The sequence below is a fragment of the Pseudomonas brassicae genome, from assembly GCF_010671725.1.
Taxonomy (GTDB): domain Bacteria; phylum Pseudomonadota; class Gammaproteobacteria; order Pseudomonadales; family Pseudomonadaceae; genus Aquipseudomonas; species Aquipseudomonas brassicae.
In genome coordinates this window covers 1-19,017 of record NZ_JAAHBU010000382.1, presented here as the reverse complement: position 1 = coordinate 19,017, position 19,017 = coordinate 1, and the positions used below count along the sequence as shown (strand labels likewise).

Genomic DNA, 19,017 nt, shown 5'->3' with positions numbered 1-19,017 from the left:
ACGCCCGATGCCTTGCATCGGCGTTTTGCGTCATGAGGGGCAGTTCCCCGATCAGCTCTCATACTCGCCGCTGTCCCAGGGGGCAAAAAACGCCATGTAATGCCCTGGCACCACGTCCACGAACCCATTCGTCATCTGCTGTTTCAGGTTCGCGCAGCTCAAAGCCGAACACCGTGCCGTCCTGTTCTACTCGCGCTCGTCGTGGTCCAGTGCGATCAGCTGCGGGGCAGTTGTCATGCGTGCATGCCTCCCGGCGCCAGCGCGGCCAGTGCTCTGAGCATGGGCGCACGATACGCCGTGTCCTTCTCGTTCCAGTAGACGAACCCGGCGCGCAGGTCGACGTTGAAAAAGCTCTCGTAGTACCGTTCGGCGTCCGCTGCGTGCTCGTCCTGGCCGAACAGCTTCAGGCGTATCGGCCCATCGGCCAGCCCGACCGCCTCCTGCTGCAGTGCCACCACGCTGAGTGCCTCGCAGGCGGTGGGTGCCAGCGCCGCGTTCAGCGGCATTTCATACAGGCTGGCCAGGGCGCGGGTGAAACCTTCGGTTTGTGCGCCCAGCGACGACAGCACAACCCCTGCGCGGTACACGTGCGCGTGGATCAGTTGCATGTCGGCATCGAAACCCGGCCCCACCTCGCTGATGAGCCTGACCTTGAGACCCACCGGCTGCCCGGCGAATGAGCCGCGCAGGTCGAAGTGATAATGCCCGCCGTGGTGTTCCAGGTTCTGCACCTTGAACACGCAATCGACAAAACCCTCTTCACAAAACTGCCCCAGGCAGGGGAGTCCATTTCCATCCAGTTCCATCAGATGCTCCGCTACGTCCAACAATGTACGCTCAGTAAAACAGACGCGGCTCGGGCGCGGCCAGCAGGCTCGCCAACTTGGTCAGGGCAAAGCGCAGCTCGGTGCGGCTGGGCGTCATCAGGGCGATACGCACGCCACAGGTGCTGCTGCTGCGCTGGGCCAGGAACTGGCTGCCACTGACCACGGCCACGCCATTGGCGCGCGCCAGGTTGGCGAACTCGTCGCTGGTCCAGGGCTCGGGCAGCTCCAGCCACAGGTGGAAACTGTTGGGCTGTGTGCGAATACGGTAGCCGCCGAGGATCTTGCTGGCCATGTGCTGGCGCGCTGCCGCTTCCTGTTGCTGCACCTTGACCAACTGGCCGCCGAGGTCGCTGTTGATCACATTGCTGGCCAACTGTGCCATCAGCGGGGAGGGCATCCACACGCTGCTGCGCACCATCGACGACAGGCGCGACAGGGTGTCTGGTGGCGCATGCAGATAGCCGATACGCAGTGCCGGCAGGATGCTTTTCGACAGGCTGGTCAGGTAGATCGAGCGTTCCGGGGCATAGGCCGAAATCGGCTTGTGCTGCGGGCTGGGCTGCAGGAAACCATAGATGTCATCGTCCACGATGAACACGTCGAACTCACGAGCGATCTGCGCGATCGCCTCGCGGCGTTCGGCCGGCATGATCGAGTTGGTCGGGTTCTGGTAGGTGGTCACGCATACCAGCAGGGCAGGGCGATGCTCGATGCAGGCGGCGCGAAATGCCTCCGGCACCAGGCCATGCTCATCGATGCGTACCCCGTGCAGGCGTCGCCCCAGGCCGTGGGCCAGGGAAATGATGCCGGGATAGCAGTATTCCTCGCACAGGATCACATCATCGGGCTTGGACAAGCTGCTCAGGGTCACCAGCAAGCCGTGCTGGGCGCCTGAGGTCAGCACGATCTGCTGCCAGTTGGCCTGCGGCAGGCTGCGCTGCACCCAGCGTGCACCGGCCTGCTTGTGCAGGGCATGACCCCCGTCGGTGGTGTAGTCGAGCACCTGGCTGAGGTCCGGGGCATGGGCCAGGTCAGTGATCGACTGGCGCAACCAGTCGGTGGTGTTGGCATCGTTGGGCTTGATGATCGACAGGTCGATCGGCCCGTTCTCGGCCTTGTCGCCAGCCGCCTTGGCGCCGACCGACAGCGGGCTGCTGCCTTTCTGTTGCAGCACGAACGTGCCGCGCCCGACTTCGCCTACCACCAGCGCGCGCTTGGCGGCTTCGTCGTAGGCGCGCCCGATCGTACCGGGCGTGACTTTCAGCGCCTCCGCCAGATCCTTGAGGGTGGGCAGGCGCTCGCCGGCCGCCAGGCGCCCGGCAGCGATGTCGTGCTCCAGGGCGTCGGCGATCATCAGATAGACCGGCTGCCCGTGGCCGCTGTATTGAGGAACCCACATAGGTAACACACCAGAATTTACTTAAGCGCGAGAGCGTAGCATGAAAGCTAATGTCAGCGTAATTGAGCTAATTGCCTATGTATTGAGTCGATTTTGATTGATGCAATGTGCGTGCTCGCTGGGTGTGTTGATGCAGCGGTGCTTTGGTTGAGCTGCCTGCGCCCCAGGTTTTACTGTGCTTGATGCCGTTTGTCAGTCAAGAGTCAGAAATAAATTGAATCGAATTTGTGTTCAAGATTACAATTATTGCGTCGATTCAATTCATAGATTGAGCCGACGTACTGCTCTGCCCGGTACCCCGCGTGGCGTTGCCAGCGTGTGATTGGGCTCACAGAAAACAGTCGGGCCGGCACGCCTGGCCTTGAACTCTCCGAATGGCATCGCGCCTGGCAACATGGAAGTTTTGTCGAAATGGAAAGCGCACACCTCAAGCCCGCAGTCGCGGCGGCCAGCACCCTCGAAATACGACTGCCCTGGGTTGTTTGCAGTGCCTGGCAGGCGGTACTGAAGCAGACCCCCCTGGACTTCGAAGCCAACAAGGACATTTACTTCCAGCTCAAAGAGCAAGCGCAGGATGTGTTGGGTAGCGCACTGACCCAGCAGGTTCGCGACTTTGTGCTGGACCCGCACCTGACCTCGATGGTCATCCGCAACTGCCCGCGCGACTCCGATACCCCACCCACGCCGTACTCCGGCGTGCTCAGCCCACAGAGCACGCCGATAGCGTGCCTGGTGAGCCTGTCGCTGCAGAGCCTGCTGGGTATCCACCCGGTGGTGTACGAAGGCGAGAACGGCGGCCGGCTGTTCCGTCATGTCATACCGGCCCGTACGTCCTCCAGCCAGAAAAGCTCGCATGGCTCGCGCCTGCGCTTTTCCTACCATGTGGACAACCCCGACCTGCCGCTGTCTTCCGAGCGCGTCGACAACCTGTCGTGCTGCCCGGAGTACCTGTCGTTCGTGGGCATGCGCTGCGACCCGCGCATCAATACCACCCTGGTCAACCTGGACGCCGTGGTCGAGGCCTTGCCGGCCGCCACCGTACGCGAACTGAGCCTGCCCCAGTTCGAGGTGCGCCGCCCCGACTCGTTCGCCAGCAACCGGCGCAGCACCCCCGGCTTGCCGGTACTGGTGCGTGGCCTGGCGAATGAGTGGCTGTGCCGTTTCGACAGTGAGAACACGCACGGCATGAACGCCGGCGCCGAATGTGCGTTGAACACCCTGCGAGCGCTGCTGGAGTCGCGCCGTTTCGACGAGCCGCACCTGTTGCTGCCGGGCGACTTCATGATCTTCAAGAACCAGCGCGTGCTGCATGCCCGCGACGGTTTCGAGCCGCACAACGATGGCGCCGATCGCTGGCTGATTCGCCTGTTTGCGGTCAATGACCTGAACCGCGTGCACTACGCACGTGCCGACCATCTGTACGAAGTTCGTTCGTAACGATTTCTCTGATTCAACCTCGGGTAACACTATGGAACTGCTGGGCGCGTATTGGGCTGAACATTGGGTATTCGCGATCCTGCTGCTGGGGGCGATTGCCTTTATTGCGGGCTTCGTCGACAGCATCGCCGGCGGCGGTGGCCTGTTTCTGGTGCCGGGCTTCCTGCTGGTGGGGCTACCGCCGCAGGTTGCCCTGGGCCAGGAAAAACTGGTCAGCACCCTGGGCACGCTGGCCGCCATCCGCAATTTCCTGGCCAACAGCAAGATGGTCTGGAAGGTCGCACTGGTCGGCGTACCGTTCTCGCTGATTGGCGCCTACCTTGGGGCGCACCTGATCGTTTCGATCTCGCAGGAGACGGTTGGCAAGATCATCCTGGCGCTGATACCGGTGGGCATCCTGATTTTCCTCACGCCCAAGGACCGTCCGGTGCAAGAGCACGAACTGTCCAGCCGCATGCTGTTCACCGTGGTGCCGCTGACCTGCCTGGTCATCGGTTTCTACGACGGGTTCTTTGGCCCGGGTACCGGCAGCATGTTCATCATTGCCTTTCACTACCTGCTGAAGATGGACCTGGTCTCCAGTTCGGCCAATTCCAAGACCTTCAATTTCGCCTCCAACATCGGTGCGCTGGTGGCCTTTGTCATCGCCGGCAAGGTGGCCTACCTGCTGGCGCTGCCGCTGGTGGCCTGCAACATCCTGGGTAACCACATGGGCAGTGCGCTGGCCATTCGCAAGGGTAGCGAAGTGGTGCGCAAGGTGCTGGTGCTGTCGATGCTGTGCCTGTTCGCCAGCCTTGGCGTGAAATACCTGGCTTGATCCTAATGAGTGGAGAATCTATGAAAACCGCATTTGTGACCGGCGCTTCGGCAGGCTTTGGTCGTGCCATCTGCCGCAGCCTGATCGGCGCAGGCTATCGCGTGATCGGTGGCGCCGGCGTCTGGACAAACTGGTCGAGCTTGAGCGCGAACTGGGCCCTGACTTCATCCCGTTGGCGTTGGATGTCACCGACATGGCCTCGCTCGACGCGGCAGTGGGGCAGATTCGCGAGGCGTCGCTGGAGATCGATGTGCTGGTCAACAACGCCGGGCTGGCGCTGGGTATCGATCGGGCACCGGCCTGCAGCGCGCAGAACTGGCAGCGCATGATCGATACCAACATCACCGGGCTGGCCATGGTGACCCACCGTATCCTGCCGGGCATGGTGGCGGCCAACAGTGGCCTGATCATCAATATCGGCTCGATCGCCGGCACCTACCCTTATCCGGGCGGCAACGTGTATGGCGCAAGCAAGGCGTTCGTCAGGCAGTTCAGCCTGAACCTGCGGGCGGACCTTGCCGGCACCCGCGTACGCGTCAGCAACATCGAGCCGGGCCTGTGTTCCGGTACCGAGTTCTCGCTGGTGCGCCTGGACGGTGATGCACAGGCGGTGGCGTCACTGTACCAGGACGTCGACGCCATCCTGCCCGAGGACGTGGCCAACACGGTGGCCTGGATCGCGCAATTGCCCGAGCATGTGAACATCAACTCGATCGAGATCATGCCGGTTGCGCAGAGCAGTGCCGGCCTGAGTATTGCGCGCAATCTGTGAATGGCCTGGCGGCCAGCCGGCTTACTGCGCCGCTTCGCCGCACAGGTCCAGCACGAACCAGTGTTCGGCAGTGGCAACGTCGAGGCCGGCGCCGAGCAGCGCGAACAGCTTGCCCAGTGCCGCCTCGCGGGTCATGCCGCCGGCACTGACCAGCCCGGCATCACGCAAGCGACTGCCGGCGGCGTAGGTGTCGAACACCACGCTGCCCTGCGCGCACTGGCTGATGGCCACGAGCATCACGCCCCGCTGACGGGCGTGCTGCAGCACCTGCAGCAGGGCCTCGTCGTCGGAGGGGCCGGTGCCGCTGCGTAGCATTCCAGCACCAAACCCTGCACGCCACTGTCGAGCAAGCCACGCAGGTGGGCGGCCTGCAAGCCGGGGAACACCGGTACCACGGCCAGGTTCACTGGCTGGCGGGGTTGGCAGTAACTGAGTGCCGCAGGCAACGTATCGGCGTGGGCGGCGCTACGCTGGCGCGGCTGCACGGCAAATGCGTCAAAGGCTTCACTGCGCAGCTTGCTGGTGCGTGCGCCATGCAGCAGCTTGCCGTTGAAGTACACCTGCACCCCGGCGCCAAGGCCGTCATCGAATGCGCGCAAGGCCCCGTCCAGGTTGGCCCAGGCATCGCTGCCCGGCAGTCCGGCCGGCAACATCGAGCCTGTCAGCAGCACCGGCACGTCCAACCCCAGCAGCAGGAATGACAGGGCCGCAGCACTGTAGGCCAGCGTATCGGTACCGTGCAGCAGCAGGACCGCGTCATGCCCGTCGCGTTCTACCGCCTCGACAATGGCATCACGCATGGCCAGCCAGTTGGCCTGCTGCATGTTGGCGCTGTCCAGCAGGGGCGAGAGTTCGCGCAGCTGCCACTGCACCTTGGGTGCATCGGCCTGTTGTGCCTGCCAGTCGCGCATGCGTGCTTCGAAGCCGCCGGCCGGCGCCAGGCCTTGAGGGGTTTGCAGCATGCCGATGGTGCCGCCGGTGTAGAGCACGAGGAGGTTGTTGACTGCGCGCATGATGAGCATTCCGGGCAGGTGAAAAGAAAAGGGCGACTGCAAATGAAAAAGCCGCCCCTGCAAGGGGCGGCTTTACGTTGGCGACTCAGCGTTGCGCTTGAGCTTGGCCGACCACCACGGTGCTGGCGTTGTCGGCTTTGTTGCCGGCAGGCCAGGCGTTGGTGTCCAGGTCCAGGTCGGCGAACTTGGCCGAATCGAACACCGGTTGCTGGATACCGGCCTTGCGCTGTTCGTCGTAGTCACGCATGACCCGCAGGCCGATCTTGAACAGCATGGCCAGGGCGATCAGGTTGACGAAGGCCAGGCAGGTCATGGTGATGTCGGCGAAAGCGAACACGGTCGACAGGTTCTGCACCGAGCCCCACACGATCAGTGCCAGCACCAGGGCGCGGTAGCCCATCAGCACGGCGCGGTTGCGGGTGAGGAACTGCAGGCTGGTCTCGCCCAGGTAGTAGTTGTAGAGAATGCAGGTGAACACGAACAGCGACAGTGCAACGCTGACGAACAGGCGGCCCCAGTCACCGACAACGGCGGCGAGGGAGTTCTGCGTCAGGACAATGCCGTCACCTTCGAAACCTGGGGTATAGAAGCCCGACAGCAGGATCAGCAGCGCGGTGCAGGTGCAGATCACAAAGGTGTCGAGGAACACGCTGAACGCCTGCACCACGCCCTGTGCACCAGGGTGTTTCACGGCGGCCACGGCGGCCACGTTCGGCGCACTGCCCAGGCCTGCTTCGTTGGCGAACACGCCGCGCTTCACGCCCATGACGATGGCGCTGCCGAGCAGGCCGCCAAAGGCCGGGTCGAGGCCGAAGGCGCTCTTGAAGATGGTTTCCAGCATGGCCGGCACGTGGTCGATCTGGCTGCCGATCACGTACAGGGTCACGCCGATGTAGGCCAGGGTCTTGACCGGTACCAGCAGGTCGGAGACCGACGCGATACGCTTGATGCCGCCCAGGAACACGATGGCCAGCAGCACCGCCAGGGCAACACCGGTATGCTCCGGCGCGAAGCCGAAGGCGTTCTGCAGCGAGTGGGTCACGGTGTACGACTGCAGGCCGTTGAAGGCAAAGCCGTAGGTCACCAGCAGCAGCACCGAGAACACCACGGCCATCTTGCGCAGCTTCAGGCCATGCAGGATGTAGTAGGCAGGGCCGCCACGGTACAGGCCGTCACCGTCGGCGCGCTTGTACACCTGGGCCAGGGTACATTCGAAGAAGCTGCTGGACATGCCGACCAGCGCGGTCACCCACATCCAGAACACTGCGCCCGGGCCACCCAGGGTCACGGCGATGCCCACGCCTGCGATGTTGCCGGCGCCCACGCGCCCAGCCAGGCTGAGCATCAGCGCCTGGAACGAACTCAGTTGGCCGGCCTGGCCGCGCAACGATTCCTTGAATACACCGAACATGTGGCCGAAATGGCGGAACTGGACAAAGCGGGAGCGGATGGTGAAATAGCTACCCAGTCCGACGATAAGCACGATAAGGAGTTTCCCCGAGAGGAAATCGTTGAGCACTTCGAGCATGGCGTGACCTCGATTCTTGTTCTTGGTTTGAAAGACGTGTGGCCGGCGTCGACGCGCCGTGTCCATGGAGCGCATGGTTGGCCATGACAAACAACGTTACAATTTCGCGGGTTGCTCTCAGTTGATGCGAGTTGATGCTAAACTGGCGCCTGTCGCATCAATTGGTAATTGGCCATGAGTGAACACCTGGGCAGCAATCTCAAGCTGGCATGCAGCCATTACCGCTCTATTTCGGAGGTTTGCCGGCAGCTGTCGATCAACCGCGCGCAGTTCAACAAGTACCTGAGCGGGCAGAGTCAGCCGACGGCCTACAACCTCAAGCGCATCGGTGATTTTTTCGGCGTGGAGGACTACGAGCTGGGCTTGCCGCCCGAGCAGTTCGCGCGGCTGATCGGTGCGCGCAGTTCGGCGCTGTCCAGCCCGGTGCAGAGCGACCCGTTGCTGGAGTTGCTGCGCCCGTTGCGCGAGCATGCCGGCAACCTGTCGCGCTATTGCGGTTACTACTTCGAGTATTCCAACTGCATGTCGGTACCTGGGGCGATCCTGCTGTCGCTGGTGCACCTGCGCGAGGAGCGCGGCAGTTTCCTGTTCGAGCGCCAGGAGCGCCAGGAGCGTTCCAGCAGCACCGACGTGCAGGCCGAAGACTGGGTGCGCTGCCGTTACCTGGGGGCGGCGTTCCAGTTGCAGGATCGGCTGTTCCTGATGGACTACGAGTCGCTGACCGTCAACGAAATGAGCCAGACCATCCTGATCCCCAGCTTCAAAAGCCGAATCACCCGGCTCAACGGGCTCAAGACCGGTGTGTCCAGCGGCGATCGGCGCACGCCGGCCTGCACCCGTGTGGTGTGGGAATACCTGGGCACGCAAATCAACCGCATCAATGCGTTCCGACAGGTCAAGCTCTACCGTCCGGACGATCCGCGCATCGACGATGATGTGCGCGAGCGGCTCAATGTGGGGCCGATCCGCAACGGTCTGTTCGAGATCGAGTGAGCCCCGGCCTCGCTACCCCCGGATGAACGCCGCCACCTGCTGTGCAATTGCATCCGCCAGCGCGGGTTCGGCGCGCAGGTGTGCCGCAATGCCATGGTCGCAGCCGTCCAGGTACACCCGCTCCAGCTGTGAGGGGCGCAGCGCCGCGCGCAGGCCTTCGACAACTTCTTCGGGGATCGGGCTGTAGCGCGGCACGCCAGCGATCTCCACATAGCCCGCCGAGGTGCCGGGTGGGCGCCCGAAGTCGGCGGCCTTGAGGCCGTCGTATTGCCCCATCAGCAACAGCACCCGCCCTTGAAAGCGGCGCAGGAAGGCAAAGCTGTCACTCTCCATAAAGCCGTTCGGCACGCTGATCGCGCGGGTGAAGTCGGGCCCGAAGGGCGCGTGGTAGGCGCTGTCGGCATACACCGCGGGGCAGATCAGGATCAGCCGCTGTACCTGGCGGGCGTGGTGTGCGGCGACCTTGAGCGCCAGTGCGCCCCCCAGGCTGTGGCCGATCACCGTGGTGCAGCGGTGCTCCACATGCCGGTAAAAACGCAGCGCCTCGCCCAGATTGGTGTGCAGGGACGGTGCCGATGCGCCCGGCAGGCTGGCGCGACTGTGCCCCGACAGGTTGCCGGTCAGCGAACCCACCCCCAGTGCCTGCAGGCGGTACAGCAACGGGTTGAAGTGGGTAAAGTCGCTGCGTGCGCCGCTGAGCATGAACGCCGGCGGGGCGTGTTCGATGTCGGGGATCAGCAGGCGAGCCTCCTGCTGGTAACCGTCGAATGCCTCCACCACCAGGCATTCACGGCCGGGGCTGGGTTCGTCGAATTGCCAACGCTCGCGTCCTTGTGCAGCCGTTCTGATCGGCATGAAAAGCGTCCTCTTGCCTGCGGGTTAAGGTCGACAAGTCGAGAAAGAACCTATGAGGCTGAATTTTTACAGTAGATGCAGTCAGGCATTTCTGGTTGGCGGATTGGCTATTTCTTGAACTACGTTCAATCGGGCCCATTGAATCCACCGGCGCGTTAGACTGTGGCGCCTGGTGGCCGCGGGTTGGACTTCCCCTGCCGGAAGCCGCAAAATATCGGCCTCTCTCACTTATCTGACCGGACCTGCTGACTCTATGCGAATGCGCCTGATGCTGTTGGGTGGTGGAAATGCCCTTGGGCAAGCGCTGATTCGCCTGGGGGCCGAGGAAGATATCGGCTTTCTGGCACCGCGCCCACCGGACCAGGGTTGGGATGCGGCGAGCCTGACCCAACTGCTCGACGATACCCGCCCCGACGCCCTGGTCAACCTGGCCTACTACTTCGACTGGTTCCAGGCCGAATCGGTCAGCGAGCAGCGCCTGGCGGCGCAAGAGCACGCGGTCGAGCGTCTGGCCGAGCTGTGCCAGCACCACAATATCGTGCTGCTGCAGCCGTCCAGCTATCGGGTGTTCGACGGGTCGCGGGCCACGGCCTACAGCGAAAAAGACGAGCCGGTGCCCCTCGGGCTGCGTGGGCAGGCGTTGTGGCGCATCGAGCAGAGCGTGCGCGCCACCTGTCCGCAGCATGTGCTGCTGCGCTTTGGCTGGGTGCTGGATGACAGTGTCGATGGCGTGCTGGGGCGTTTCCTGACGCGTGCCGAGCAGCCGCAGGAACTGCTGCTGGCCGACGACCGGCGTGGCAACCCCACCCCGGCCGATGACGCTGCGCGGGTCATTCTGGCGGTGCTCAAGCAACTCGATTGTGGCGCGCCGCTGTGGGGCACCTATCATTACGCGGGTAACGAGGCCACCACGCCGCTGGCGCTGGGGCAGGCGATCCTGGGCGAGGCGGGGCAACTGCATGCACTGGCGGTGCAGGCGCCCACCGCACAGGCCCACGCCGCGCGCGCGGACGCTGGCGAAGAGCCGCAGCATGCGGTGCTGGCGTGCAAGAAAATTCTCCACACCTTCGGCATCAAGCCACGCGCCTGGCGCGCCGGCCTGCCGACCTTACTGGACCGATTCTATCGTCATGGCTGATGCTCCTGTCCTGATTACCGGTGGTGCCGGCTTCATCGGTTCCCACCTGAGCGATGCACTGCTGGCCAAGGGTTACGCGGTGCGGGTGCTCGACGACCTGTCCACCGGCAAGCGCAGCAACCTGCCGCTGGGCAATCCGCGCCTGCAGCTGATCCAGGGTGATGTGGCCGATGCGGCGCTGGTCGCCAAGGTGGCCGAGGGCTGCCAGGCAGTGGTGCATCTGGCGGCGGTGGCCTCGGTGCAGGCGTCGGTCGATGACCCGGTGAAGACCCATCAGAGCAATTTCATCGGCACCCTGAATGTCTGCGAAGCGATGCGCCTGGCGGGTATCAAGCGGGTATTGTTCGCCTCCAGTGCAGCGGTGTACGGCAACAATGGCGAAGGCCAGGCGATCGACGAAGAGACCCCCAAGGCGCCGCTCACGCCGTATGCCGTGGACAAGCTGGCCAGCGAGCAGTACCTGGACTTCTATCGTCGCCAGCATGGGCTGGAGCCGGTGGTGTTTCGCTTCTTCAACATCTTCGGGCCACGCCAGGACCCGTCGTCGCCCTATTCGGGGGTGATCAGCATTTTCAGCGAGCGCGCCGTCAACGGCCTGCCGATCTGCCTGTTTGGCGATGGCGAGCAGACCCGTGACTTCCTCTACGTCGGCGATCTGGTGACGGTGATGGTGCAGGCGCTGGAGCTGGCGCAGGTGCAGGAGGGCGCGGTGAATGTCGGCCTGAACCAGGCCACCTCGCTGAACCAGTTGCTCGAAGCGCTGCGGGCGGTGGTGGGGCACTTGCCCGAGATCAGCTATGGGCCGGCGCGTTCGGGTGACATTCGTCATTCGCGGGCGAACAATCGGCGCTTGCTGGAGCGTTTCGATTTCCCCGAGCCGACGCCGCTGGCCGAAGGGCTGGCGCGCTTGCTGGGGCGCTGAGGCACCTGGCGGACAAAAAAAAGCCCCGACTGATCGGGGCTTGCTGATTTTAGAACTTGTAGCCGATCCCCACCATGTACACCCATGGGTCCACTTCCACATCCACCTTGGTCTTGCGCACGCCCAGTGCGCTCGGGCCGTCGATGGTGGCCTCGGTGTTGATGTCCACGTACCACACGGCGGCGTTGACCAGCAGGTTGTCGGTCAGCATGTAGTCCATGCCCAGTTGCCCGGCCAGGCCCACCGAGTCCTTCAGCTTGATGTTGCTGAAGCCTTGCGCCTTGCGGTTGCTGCTCAGGTCTTCATCGAAGAACAGGGTGTAGTTCAGACCGATACCGGCATACGGCTGGAACTTGGAGGTCGGCTCCATCGGGTAGTACTGCAGCGACAGGGTCGGCGGCAGTTGCTTGATGTCGGCCAGCTTGCCGTCCAGGCCGGCGCCCAGGCCCTTGACCCCGACTTCATGCTGGAAGGGCGTGGCTGCCAGCAGTTCCAGGCCGACGTGGTCGGTGATCATGTAGGCAAAGGCCAGGCCCAGCTGGGTATCGCTGGTCAGCGTCGCTTTGGTGCCGCTTTGCTTGGCGCCGTCGAGCTTGATTTCGCCGCTGTCTTCGTTCGGCGCGGTGGTGATGGAGCCGGCACGCAGAATGAAATCGCCAGCCTGGTGGGCGTTGGCAACAGGGGCTGCAAGCGCCAGGGCAATGAGCGAGGCGCTGAGCAAGGACTTGTTCATGGAAGCTCCCAAAGGACGTTTAGAATTTAATGAGTCCAATGGTAAGGAGCTGACAGACGGCAACTGTTGACGCAGCTCAATGAAACGGCAAACGCCTCAGCGCGGCCATCTACTGTAGTTCATAGGCATAGATCTTCTCGGCTTCCAGCTGGTAGCCGGCTTCGGCCAGCTCGCTGCTGGAGGCCTTCACCTGCATCGGCCCTTCGACCCAGTAGGGCTGATACAGCTCCTCGACCTTGATGCCGATTTCACTGAATACATGCACGATCTGGTTCGAGGGCGGCGGTGGCACATGGATACATGCGCCGTAGTAGGGCACCAGCAGAAACTCGGTGGTACGGCCTTCTTCGCTGACTTCCAGCGGCACGATGTAACCGGGCAGTTTCACCTGCTGGCCATCGAGCGCCTTGACCACGGGTGCATCCGATGCCTGCTGCTGCGCGGCCGGGCCGCTTTCGCCGGCCAGCGCGCTGCTCAGTTGCGAGAGGTCGTGCAGCGGGGTCATCTGCGGCACGATCACCGGCGCGCCCTCGGGGATCAGTTGCGGCCACTCCAGGGTGCGCGGCTCCCCCGCCCACACAGGCGCAGCGATCAACAGCAACAGCAGCAGGGCACGACGAATCAAGGGCGTTCTCACAGGTGGATGGACAAACCGTCGGCCAGCGATTGGCGATACGCACGCCAGGCCGGGATGCTGCCCATCAGCACGGCGGCGCCCAGAATGATCCCGAGCAACGACCACTCGTGGCCGCTGGGCAATGCCAGCGGCAAGTACAGGCCGTAGTTGGCCTGCACATAGCCCTGGGCCAGCGCGATGCCAAGGTAAAGCAGGCCCAGGCCGCTCGCAATACCCGCCAGTGCCAGGGCGAAGGCTTCCAGCACCAGCAGGCCGGCGATATGCCAGGGCCGTGCACCCACCGAACGCAGGATCGCCATCTCGCGTCGGCGCTCGTTCAGGCTGGTGAGAATCGCCGTGAGCATGCCGATCAGGCCGGTCAGCACCACGAACAGCGACACCACGAACAGTGCCTGTTCGGCGGTGCCCATCAGGCTCCACAGCTCTTGCAGGGCTACGCCGGGCAGGATCGCCAGCAAAGGCTCGGCGCGAAACTCGTTGATGTCGCGTTGCAGGGCAAAGGTGCTGACCTTGTTGTTCAGGCCCAACATGAACGCGGTGATCGCCTTGGGCGTAAGGTCCATGTTGCGTGCCTGATCGGCACTCACCCGGCCTGCACCACGGGCCGGCATGCCGTTCTGCCAGTCGACGTGGATTGCCTCCATGCCGCCCAGGCTGATGTGCAGCGTGCGGTCCACCGGGGTGCCGGTGCGTTGCAGCACGCCCACCACGGTGAAGGGCTTGTCGTCGTGCTTGACCAGGCTGATGGCGGCCACCCCGTGTGCCAGCACCAGCTTGTCGCCCAGCGTATAGTGCAGCGCCTCGGCCACCTCGGCGCCCAGCACCACTTCGAACGGGTCGCTGGCGAACGCACGGCCGCTGGCCAGTTGCAGGTGTTGCTTGCGCCCGTACTGATAGTGTTCGAAATACGCTTCGGTGGTGCCCATTACCCGGTAGCCGCGGTGCGAATCACCCAGCGACATCGGAATGGCCCATTTCACCCGCGGGTTGCTGGCGTAGTGCTCGAAGCTGTCCCAGCGGATGTTGTTGGTGGCATTGCCGATACGAAACACCGAATACAGCAGCAGGTTGACCGAGCCCGAGCGCGCACCGACGATCAGGTCGGTGCCGCTGATGGTGCTGGCAAAGCTGGCACGGGCTTCGGTGCGCACGCGTTCCACGGCCAGCAGCAGGCATACCGACAGGGCAATCGCGAAGGCCGTGAGCACGGCGGTAAAGCGGCGGTTGGCGAGGCTCGCCAGGGCAAGGCGCAGCAGGTACATCAGACCTCCAGGTCGCTGGCAGAGCGCGTCGCGCGGTTGAGTTGGGCAAGCGACAGCTGGCGGTCGAACAGCGGCGCCAGGCTCTGGTCATGGCTGACGAACAGCAGGCTCGAGCCCGCCGCGCGGCATTCGGCGAACAGCAACTGGATGAAGGCTTCGCGGGTATCGGCGTCGAGTGCCGAGGTAGGCTCGTCGGCGATCACCAGCTCCGGTTGGCCGATCAACGCTCGCGCGGCAGCGACCCGTTGCTGCTGGCCGATCGACAGGCTGTCGGCGCGCCGTGCAAGCAGGGCCGGGTCGTGCAGGCCCAGGTGGGCGAGCAGGCTGGCGGCGGCCTGGTCGACACTGCCATGACGTTCGCTGGCACGCTGGGCACGGCTGCGCGAGAAACGGCAGGGCAGCTCGACGTTCTCGCGTACCGAGAGAAAGGGCAGCAGGTTGAACTGCTGGAAGATGTAACCGGTGTGGTCGACACGAAAGCGGTCGCGGGCGCCCTGGTTGAGTTCGCCCAGTTCCTGGCCAAGCAGGCGGATGCTGCCGCGCCCGGCCTTTTGCACGCCGCCGAGCAGGCCGAGCAGGGTGGTCTTGCCGCTGCCGCTGGGGCCTTTGAGAAACAGTGATTCGCCGGCCTCCAGGCGCAGCGACGGGATGTCCAGCAACGCAGGCTGGCCGGGCCAGGCAAAGCCCAGCTCGGTCAGTTCGATCAATGCCTGGCGCATGTCAGAAGGCGATCGTGGCGTTGGCGGGAGTCACGTCCAGGCCTTTCTGGCCATTGGGCCCGATCAGTTGCAGCTGGATTTTCTGGGTGGCGGGGAAGGCTTTGAACAACGGTGTCAGGTCCAGGCGGGTGAGCTTGGCCGGGGTGGCGCAGTCGAGCTTGTAGTGGGCGTGGATATCGCTGTGGTCATGGTCATGGTCATGTTCATCGCCATCGTCATCGTGGACGGGCTTGTCGCCGAACAGGGGGCTTTGCAGTTCCTGGTCGGTTTCGCTGCAGCCTGCAGCCTTGGCCAGGCCGAACAGGGCCAGAGGCTTTTCCAACTGCGCACGTACCGCGGCTACCTTGGCCTTGTCGGCGGCGGAGGTGGCTGCGTGCTCGAAGCCCACCAGGTTCATCGCCGGGCTGTCAAGTTCCAGCTCCAGTGCGCTGCCGTCGAGCGCCACGTTGAGGTGGGCCACGCCGTGTTCGTGGGCACCCAGGCTGCCATGCGCGTGGTCATGATCGTGTGCATCGTGGGCCTGAGCCAGGCTCAGCGGCAACAGGGCGAACGGCAAGGCAAGCAGCAGACGACGCATGGGCACAACTCCGAGAGGGCGTGAACGAGTTTCGAAATGTTATAACAACTTGCCGGCTGCGTGCCAGTGTCGCTCGATGAAACTTCGTGGGAGCATGGGCGCTTGATCGAGCGGAGGATGCGAACGTGCGTATTCGTGGACACATCGGCCAGTGGCCGGTGGATTGAGCGTGGAGCTGGAGCCCCATGAGTGGGCGCAATTGAGCGGGCAACTGGCGCAGGCTGCGCTGCCTGCGACGGCGGTGAGTACGGCACCGGTGGCGTCAGCGCGGCCGGACGATGCGCTGTGGCAGGCGGCACGTGAGTGCTGCGCACGGCCGGGCAGCTCAACGGGCCTGCGTTGCTGGAGGCGCTGGAAGGCTTGGCGGGCAATACCGCGGGAGGCAAGCGCTTGCTGGTGCGCTTGCGCCATAGCGCCGATGTGAGAGTGGAAAGCGCGGCGGATGCGCCGGTGTATCACTGGATCGGCTGAAACACCGCGTCGCGCCTTTCGCTGGCAAGCCAGTTCCCACAGGTACCACGTTGCGCTTGAGGGCAGTGGAGAACCTGTGGGAGCTGGCTTGCCAGCGATGGGCTGCAGAGCACCCTAGCGATGTTCAGTACAACGCGGCAAACAGCTTGCGGCGGTACACCGTTACCAGCGGATGATCGTTGCCCAGCAGGTCGAACACCTGCAGCAAGGTCTTGTGCGGTAACCCGCCCTCGTAGCCGCGATTGCGTGTGAACAGCTTCAACAGCCCATCCAGCGCGGCTTCGTACTGCTGGCGTGACAGCTGTTGCACGGCCAACTGGTACGCTGCCTCGTCGTCTTCGGCATTCTGCGCCAGGCGCGACTTCAGGTCGGCCACATCTGGCAGGTTCGCGGCCTGCTTGAGGAACGTCAGCTGCGCTTGGCACCTGCCAGGGCAGCCTTGTGCTCATCGCTCTTGACCGCGTCCAGCACCTGTTGCGCTTCATCCAGCTCGCCCCGTTCAGCCAGGCAGCGGGCGTACAGGATCAGCGCCGCAGCATTGCTGTTGTCTTCGCCCAGCAGCACCTTGAGGGTGGCTTCGGCCTCGCTGAAACGGCCTTCGGCAAACAGCCCCTGGGCCAGCACCAGCGGGTCGGCGGCTGCCGGGGGCGGCATCTGCACGTGCGGTTCGAGCATAGCGCGGATTTCCGACTCCGGCCGCGCTTCGGCAAAGCCGTCGACCGGTTGGCCGTCCTTGAACAGCACCACGGTTGGCAGGCTGCGGATGCCGAAACGCGCAACGATATCCTGCTCGACGTCGCAATTGACCTTGGCTAGCACCAGCTCGCCCTGGTACTCGGCAGTGATTTTCTCCAGCAGTGGCATCAGCACCTTGCACGGCGCACACCAGTCGGCCCAGAAGTCGACCAGCACGGGCTTGATGAAGGAGTTCTGGATGACCGACTGATCGAAGTCGGCACTGGTAGCATTGAAAATGTACGGGGTGTCCTGGGTCATCGCGACTCTCGCAAATCCTTGAATGGCATCACTATAAAGCGCTGCGGCGGGCGTGGTACAGGCTCACCTGGCGGAATTCATGGGGTTCGGCCAGGTCGGGCAGGGTCAGGGCGTGCAGGGTGTCGAGTTGGCGGTACAGCGGGTGGCGGAAATCACGCACGCGCGAGTCGGCCACCAGCGCCTGGCGCCCGCGGCTGAGGAACTGGTCGAGCAACGGCAGGTTGGCGCGGTCGTAGAGCACATCGGCCACCAGCACCAGGTCGAAGCGGTCGGCCTCGGCGAAGAAATCGCTGGCGTAGCTCAACTGCACCTGGTTGAGCGCGGCATTGGCACGACAGGCGTCCAGTGCCAGCGGGTCGAGGTCACACGCGACCACCTCAAGTGCACCGGCGCGTGCTGCGGCGATGCCGGCAATGCCCGAGCCCGCGCCGAAATCCAGCACGCGCTTGCCCGCCACCCAGTCGGGGTGCTCAGCCAGGTAGCGCGCCATGGCCAGGCCGCTGGCCCAGCAAAAACCCCAGTAGGGCGGCTCGTGCAGGATGCGCCGGGTTTCTTCCGGGCTGAACGCGCGGTGCATGTTCTGCGCGTCGATCAACCACAGCTTCAGGTCGCAGGCCGGCAGTTCGCTGAGCACCAGACGGGCATCGCCCAGCAGGTCACTCAAGGCCAACTGCAGGTGAGCCGGTGCACTCACGGGGCTTTTTCGAAGCGCAGCGGGCCGGTGGCCTGGGTTTGCGGGCTGGCCACCGCCACCGGTGGCAGGTGCAGGATCAATTGCCCCGACTGGCTGGCGCGCCCGCGCAACTCGACGCGGGCGCCGGCAGGGAACACCTCGGGGTTGAAACGCAGTTGGAACGGCAGGTCCTGGCCGTTGGCGTTGAGATTGCTGCTGGCCAGCAAGCGTTGCGGGCGGCCGCGTTCGTCGATCACCAGCAGCGCCAGCTCCACCTCGGCGCCCGACGGAATGCCGAGCAGGGTGCCGCTGATTTCGCGCTGGTAGGCCGGCAGCGGGCCGGGGGCGGCCGGTTGTCTGGCTGCTACAGGCGCCTTGGGGGCCAGTACGGGCTTGGGTTCATCGCTGCTGCAGGCGGCCAGCAGCGCGGCGAAACTGAGCACAACAAGCGCTCTAAATGGCATGGTGAATTCCTTCGGGGGATATTTCCTCACTGGATGGTAACCCCTTTGGCTTGTCTTGCCAGTGGGATGCGCTACCATGGCCCTCCCTTTTTTTGTTGCCTGCCACCATGCACTGTCCCTTCTGCGGTGCCAACGACACCAAGGTCATCGACTCGCGACTGGTTGCCGAGGGCGAGCAAGTGCGCCGTCGCCGCGAATGCGTGGCCTGCGGTGAGCGCTTCACCACCTTCGAGACCGCCGAACTGGTCCTGCCGCGCCTGATCAAGCAGGACGGCAGCCGCCAGCCCTTTGACGAAGAAAAACTGCGCGCCGGCATGCAGCGTGCGCTGGAAAAACGCCCGGTGAGTGTCGAGCGCCTGGAAGCGGCGCTGGCGCATATCAAGCACAAGCTGCGCGCCACCGGCGAGCGCGAGGTCAAGTCGCTGGTCGTCGGCGAACTGGTGATGGGCGAGCTGCAAAAGCTCGACGAAGTCGCCTACATTCGTTTCGCCTCGGTGTACCGACGCTTCCAGGACCTCGACGAGTTCCGCGAAGAGATCGACCGCCTGGCCCGCGAGCCGGTCAAGCCGTGAGCGGGCAGCCGAGCGCGCCGTTCTCGACGCCCACTACATGGCCCGCGCACTGGAACTGGCGCGCAAGGGCGTGTACTCCACCCACCCCAACCCACGGGTCGGCTGCGTGATCGTGCGCGACGGCCAGATCGTCGGCGAGGGCTGGCACGTGCGCGCAGGCGAGCCGCATGCCGAGGTGCATGCGCTGCGCCAGGCCGGCGAGCTGGCACGCG

At 64.2% G+C, this 19,017-nt stretch carries 17 protein-coding genes and 5 pseudogenes; 9 read left to right on the top strand and 13 right to left on the bottom strand.

From position 1 onward, the window contains the following. Positions 1-233: 233 nt before the first annotated feature. Positions 234-806: a hypothetical protein gene (locus G3436_RS22245; RefSeq protein WP_163949546.1), complete on the bottom strand. Its 573-nt coding sequence runs from the start codon at positions 804-806 to the stop codon at positions 234-236. Positions 807-837: 31 nt separating this feature from the next. Then, entirely contained in the window at positions 838-2,226 is a 1,389-nt protein-coding gene (locus G3436_RS22240) for an aminotransferase-like domain-containing protein (RefSeq protein WP_163949543.1), read from the bottom strand. A gap of 411 nt (positions 2,227-2,637) precedes the next feature. Here G3436_RS22240 and G3436_RS22235 point away from each other — a divergent pair, with 411 nt between their 5' ends. The 3 genes and pseudogenes from G3436_RS22235 (at position 2,638) to G3436_RS22225 (ending at position 5,252) form a co-directional block, all read left to right on the top strand. Continuing rightward, on the top strand, positions 2,638-3,663 hold the full coding sequence (locus tag G3436_RS22235) for a TauD/TfdA family dioxygenase (RefSeq protein WP_163949539.1): 1,026 nt from the start codon (positions 2,638-2,640) through the stop codon (positions 3,661-3,663). Positions 3,664-3,694: 31 nt separating this feature from the next. After that, positions 3,695-4,480, top strand: a complete 786-nt coding sequence (locus tag G3436_RS22230; RefSeq protein ID WP_163949536.1) for a sulfite exporter TauE/SafE family protein — start codon at positions 3,695-3,697, stop codon at positions 4,478-4,480. Positions 4,481-4,500: 20 nt separating this feature from the next. Continuing rightward, a pseudogene (locus G3436_RS22225) lies at positions 4,501-5,252 on the top strand (SDR family NAD(P)-dependent oxidoreductase). Between the two features lie 21 nt (positions 5,253-5,273). On the opposite strand, the pseudogene G3436_RS22220 reads toward G3436_RS22225, so the two are convergent. Then, positions 5,274-6,265: pseudogene (locus G3436_RS22220) on the bottom strand (asparaginase). 85 nt (positions 6,266-6,350) lie between these two features. After that, positions 6,351-7,793: an alanine/glycine:cation symporter family protein gene (locus G3436_RS22215; RefSeq protein WP_163949535.1), complete on the bottom strand. Its 1,443-nt coding sequence runs from the start codon at positions 7,791-7,793 to the stop codon at positions 6,351-6,353. A gap of 174 nt (positions 7,794-7,967) precedes the next feature. Here G3436_RS22215 and G3436_RS22210 point away from each other — a divergent pair, with 174 nt between their 5' ends. Further along, entirely contained in the window at positions 7,968-8,786 is an 819-nt protein-coding gene (locus tag G3436_RS22210) for a helix-turn-helix domain-containing protein (protein ID WP_163949532.1), read from the top strand. 12 nt (positions 8,787-8,798) lie between these two features. On the opposite strand, the gene G3436_RS22205 is transcribed toward G3436_RS22210, so the two are convergent. Further along, a complete protein-coding gene (locus G3436_RS22205; RefSeq protein WP_163949530.1) occupies positions 8,799-9,641 on the bottom strand; it encodes an alpha/beta hydrolase in 843 nt (280 codons plus the stop codon). 253 nt (positions 9,642-9,894) lie between these two features. Between G3436_RS22205 and G3436_RS22200 the strand changes: the two genes are divergently transcribed. Together G3436_RS22200 and G3436_RS22195 are read left to right on the top strand one after the other, a co-directional pair. Further along, on the top strand, positions 9,895-10,779 hold the full coding sequence (locus G3436_RS22200; protein ID WP_163949527.1) for a sugar nucleotide-binding protein: 885 nt from the start codon (positions 9,895-9,897) through the stop codon (positions 10,777-10,779). Further along, positions 10,772-11,701 (top strand): NAD-dependent epimerase/dehydratase family protein, encoded by a 930-nt coding sequence (locus tag G3436_RS22195; RefSeq protein ID WP_163949524.1) that lies wholly within the window; start codon positions 10,772-10,774, stop codon positions 11,699-11,701. Before G3436_RS22200 ends, G3436_RS22195 begins: the two co-directional genes overlap by 8 nt. Positions 11,702-11,750: 49 nt before the next feature. Here the strand turns inward: G3436_RS22195 and G3436_RS22190 are convergent, their stop codons facing one another. From G3436_RS22190 to G3436_RS22170, 5 genes are all read right to left on the bottom strand, one after another. After that, a complete protein-coding gene (locus tag G3436_RS22190; protein ID WP_163949522.1) occupies positions 11,751-12,434 on the bottom strand; it encodes an OmpW/AlkL family protein in 684 nt (227 codons plus the stop codon). Positions 12,435-12,543: 109 nt separating this feature from the next. After that, complete coding sequence (locus G3436_RS22185) at positions 12,544-13,056, bottom strand: DUF3299 domain-containing protein (protein WP_163949547.1); 513 nt, start codon at positions 13,054-13,056, stop codon at positions 12,544-12,546. Between the two features lie 11 nt (positions 13,057-13,067). Then, positions 13,068-14,333 carry an ABC transporter permease gene (locus G3436_RS22180; RefSeq protein WP_163949517.1) on the bottom strand — a complete coding sequence of 422 codons (1,266 nt, stop codon included), beginning with the start codon at positions 14,331-14,333 and terminating at the stop codon, positions 13,068-13,070. Further along, positions 14,333-15,052 carry an ABC transporter ATP-binding protein gene (locus tag G3436_RS22175; protein WP_163949515.1) on the bottom strand — a complete coding sequence of 240 codons (720 nt, stop codon included), beginning with the start codon at positions 15,050-15,052 and terminating at the stop codon, positions 14,333-14,335. Before G3436_RS22175 ends, G3436_RS22180 begins: the two co-directional genes overlap by 1 nt. Before the next feature lies 1 nt (position 15,053). Next, positions 15,054-15,629 (bottom strand): DUF2796 domain-containing protein, encoded by a 576-nt coding sequence (locus tag G3436_RS22170; RefSeq protein WP_163949512.1) that lies wholly within the window; start codon positions 15,627-15,629, stop codon positions 15,054-15,056. Between the two features lie 125 nt (positions 15,630-15,754). On the opposite strand from G3436_RS22170, the pseudogene G3436_RS22165 reads away from it, so the two are divergent. Beyond that, a pseudogene (locus G3436_RS22165) lies at positions 15,755-16,100 on the top strand (hypothetical protein). Positions 16,101-16,224: 124 nt separating this feature from the next. Here the strand turns inward: G3436_RS22165 and trxA are convergent. The 3 genes and pseudogenes from trxA to G3436_RS22150 all read right to left on the bottom strand — a co-directional run bounded on the left by trxA (position 16,225) and on the right by G3436_RS22150 (position 18,233). Continuing rightward, positions 16,225-17,096: pseudogene (gene trxA / locus G3436_RS22160) on the bottom strand (thioredoxin). 31 nt (positions 17,097-17,127) lie between these two features. Next, positions 17,128-17,790, bottom strand: coding sequence for a 50S ribosomal protein L11 methyltransferase (locus tag G3436_RS22155; protein WP_163949508.1), 663 nt, complete (start codon positions 17,788-17,790; stop codon positions 17,128-17,130). Next, the gene (locus G3436_RS22150; RefSeq protein ID WP_163949505.1) at positions 17,787-18,233 is read right to left on the bottom strand and encodes a YbaY family lipoprotein; all 447 of its coding nucleotides are present in this window, start codon (positions 18,231-18,233) and stop codon (positions 17,787-17,789) included. Before G3436_RS22150 ends, G3436_RS22155 begins: the two co-directional genes overlap by 4 nt. A 107-nt stretch (positions 18,234-18,340) precedes the next feature. Between G3436_RS22150 and nrdR the strand changes: the two genes are divergently transcribed. Next, a complete protein-coding gene (gene nrdR / locus G3436_RS22145; protein WP_163949503.1) occupies positions 18,341-18,805 on the top strand; it encodes a transcriptional regulator NrdR in 465 nt (154 codons plus the stop codon). 37 nt (positions 18,806-18,842) lie between these two features. Then, a pseudogene (locus G3436_RS22140) lies at positions 18,843-19,017 on the top strand (bifunctional diaminohydroxyphosphoribosylaminopyrimidine deaminase/5-amino-6-(5-phosphoribosylamino)uracil reductase RibD); the annotation flags it as partial.

Coding starts and splice junctions, on each gene's coding strand:
- G3436_RS22230 (WP_163949536.1), top strand. CDS start 3,695: ATGGAACTGCTGGGCGCGTATTGGGCTGAACATTGGGTATTCGCGATC.
- G3436_RS22240 (WP_163949543.1), bottom strand. CDS start 2,226: ATGTGGGTTCCTCAATACAGCGGCCACGGGCAGCCGGTCTATCTGATG.
- G3436_RS22150 (WP_163949505.1), bottom strand. CDS start 18,233: ATGCCATTTAGAGCGCTTGTTGTGCTCAGTTTCGCCGCGCTGCTGGCC.
- G3436_RS22205 (WP_163949530.1), bottom strand. CDS start 9,641: ATGCCGATCAGAACGGCTGCACAAGGACGCGAGCGTTGGCAATTCGAC.
- G3436_RS22200 (WP_163949527.1), top strand. CDS start 9,895: ATGCGAATGCGCCTGATGCTGTTGGGTGGTGGAAATGCCCTTGGGCAA.
- G3436_RS22215 (WP_163949535.1), bottom strand. CDS start 7,793: ATGCTCGAAGTGCTCAACGATTTCCTCTCGGGGAAACTCCTTATCGTG.
- G3436_RS22245 (WP_163949546.1), bottom strand. CDS start 806: ATGGAACTGGATGGAAATGGACTCCCCTGCCTGGGGCAGTTTTGTGAA.
- nrdR (WP_163949503.1), top strand. CDS start 18,341: ATGCACTGTCCCTTCTGCGGTGCCAACGACACCAAGGTCATCGACTCG.
- G3436_RS22175 (WP_163949515.1), bottom strand. CDS start 15,052: ATGCGCCAGGCATTGATCGAACTGACCGAGCTGGGCTTTGCCTGGCCC.
- G3436_RS22235 (WP_163949539.1), top strand. CDS start 2,638: ATGGAAAGCGCACACCTCAAGCCCGCAGTCGCGGCGGCCAGCACCCTC.
- G3436_RS22170 (WP_163949512.1), bottom strand. CDS start 15,629: ATGCGTCGTCTGCTGCTTGCCTTGCCGTTCGCCCTGTTGCCGCTGAGC.
- G3436_RS22190 (WP_163949522.1), bottom strand. CDS start 12,434: ATGAACAAGTCCTTGCTCAGCGCCTCGCTCATTGCCCTGGCGCTTGCA.
- G3436_RS22180 (WP_163949517.1), bottom strand. CDS start 14,333: ATGTACCTGCTGCGCCTTGCCCTGGCGAGCCTCGCCAACCGCCGCTTT.
- G3436_RS22210 (WP_163949532.1), top strand. CDS start 7,968: ATGAGTGAACACCTGGGCAGCAATCTCAAGCTGGCATGCAGCCATTAC.
- G3436_RS22195 (WP_163949524.1), top strand. CDS start 10,772: ATGGCTGATGCTCCTGTCCTGATTACCGGTGGTGCCGGCTTCATCGGT.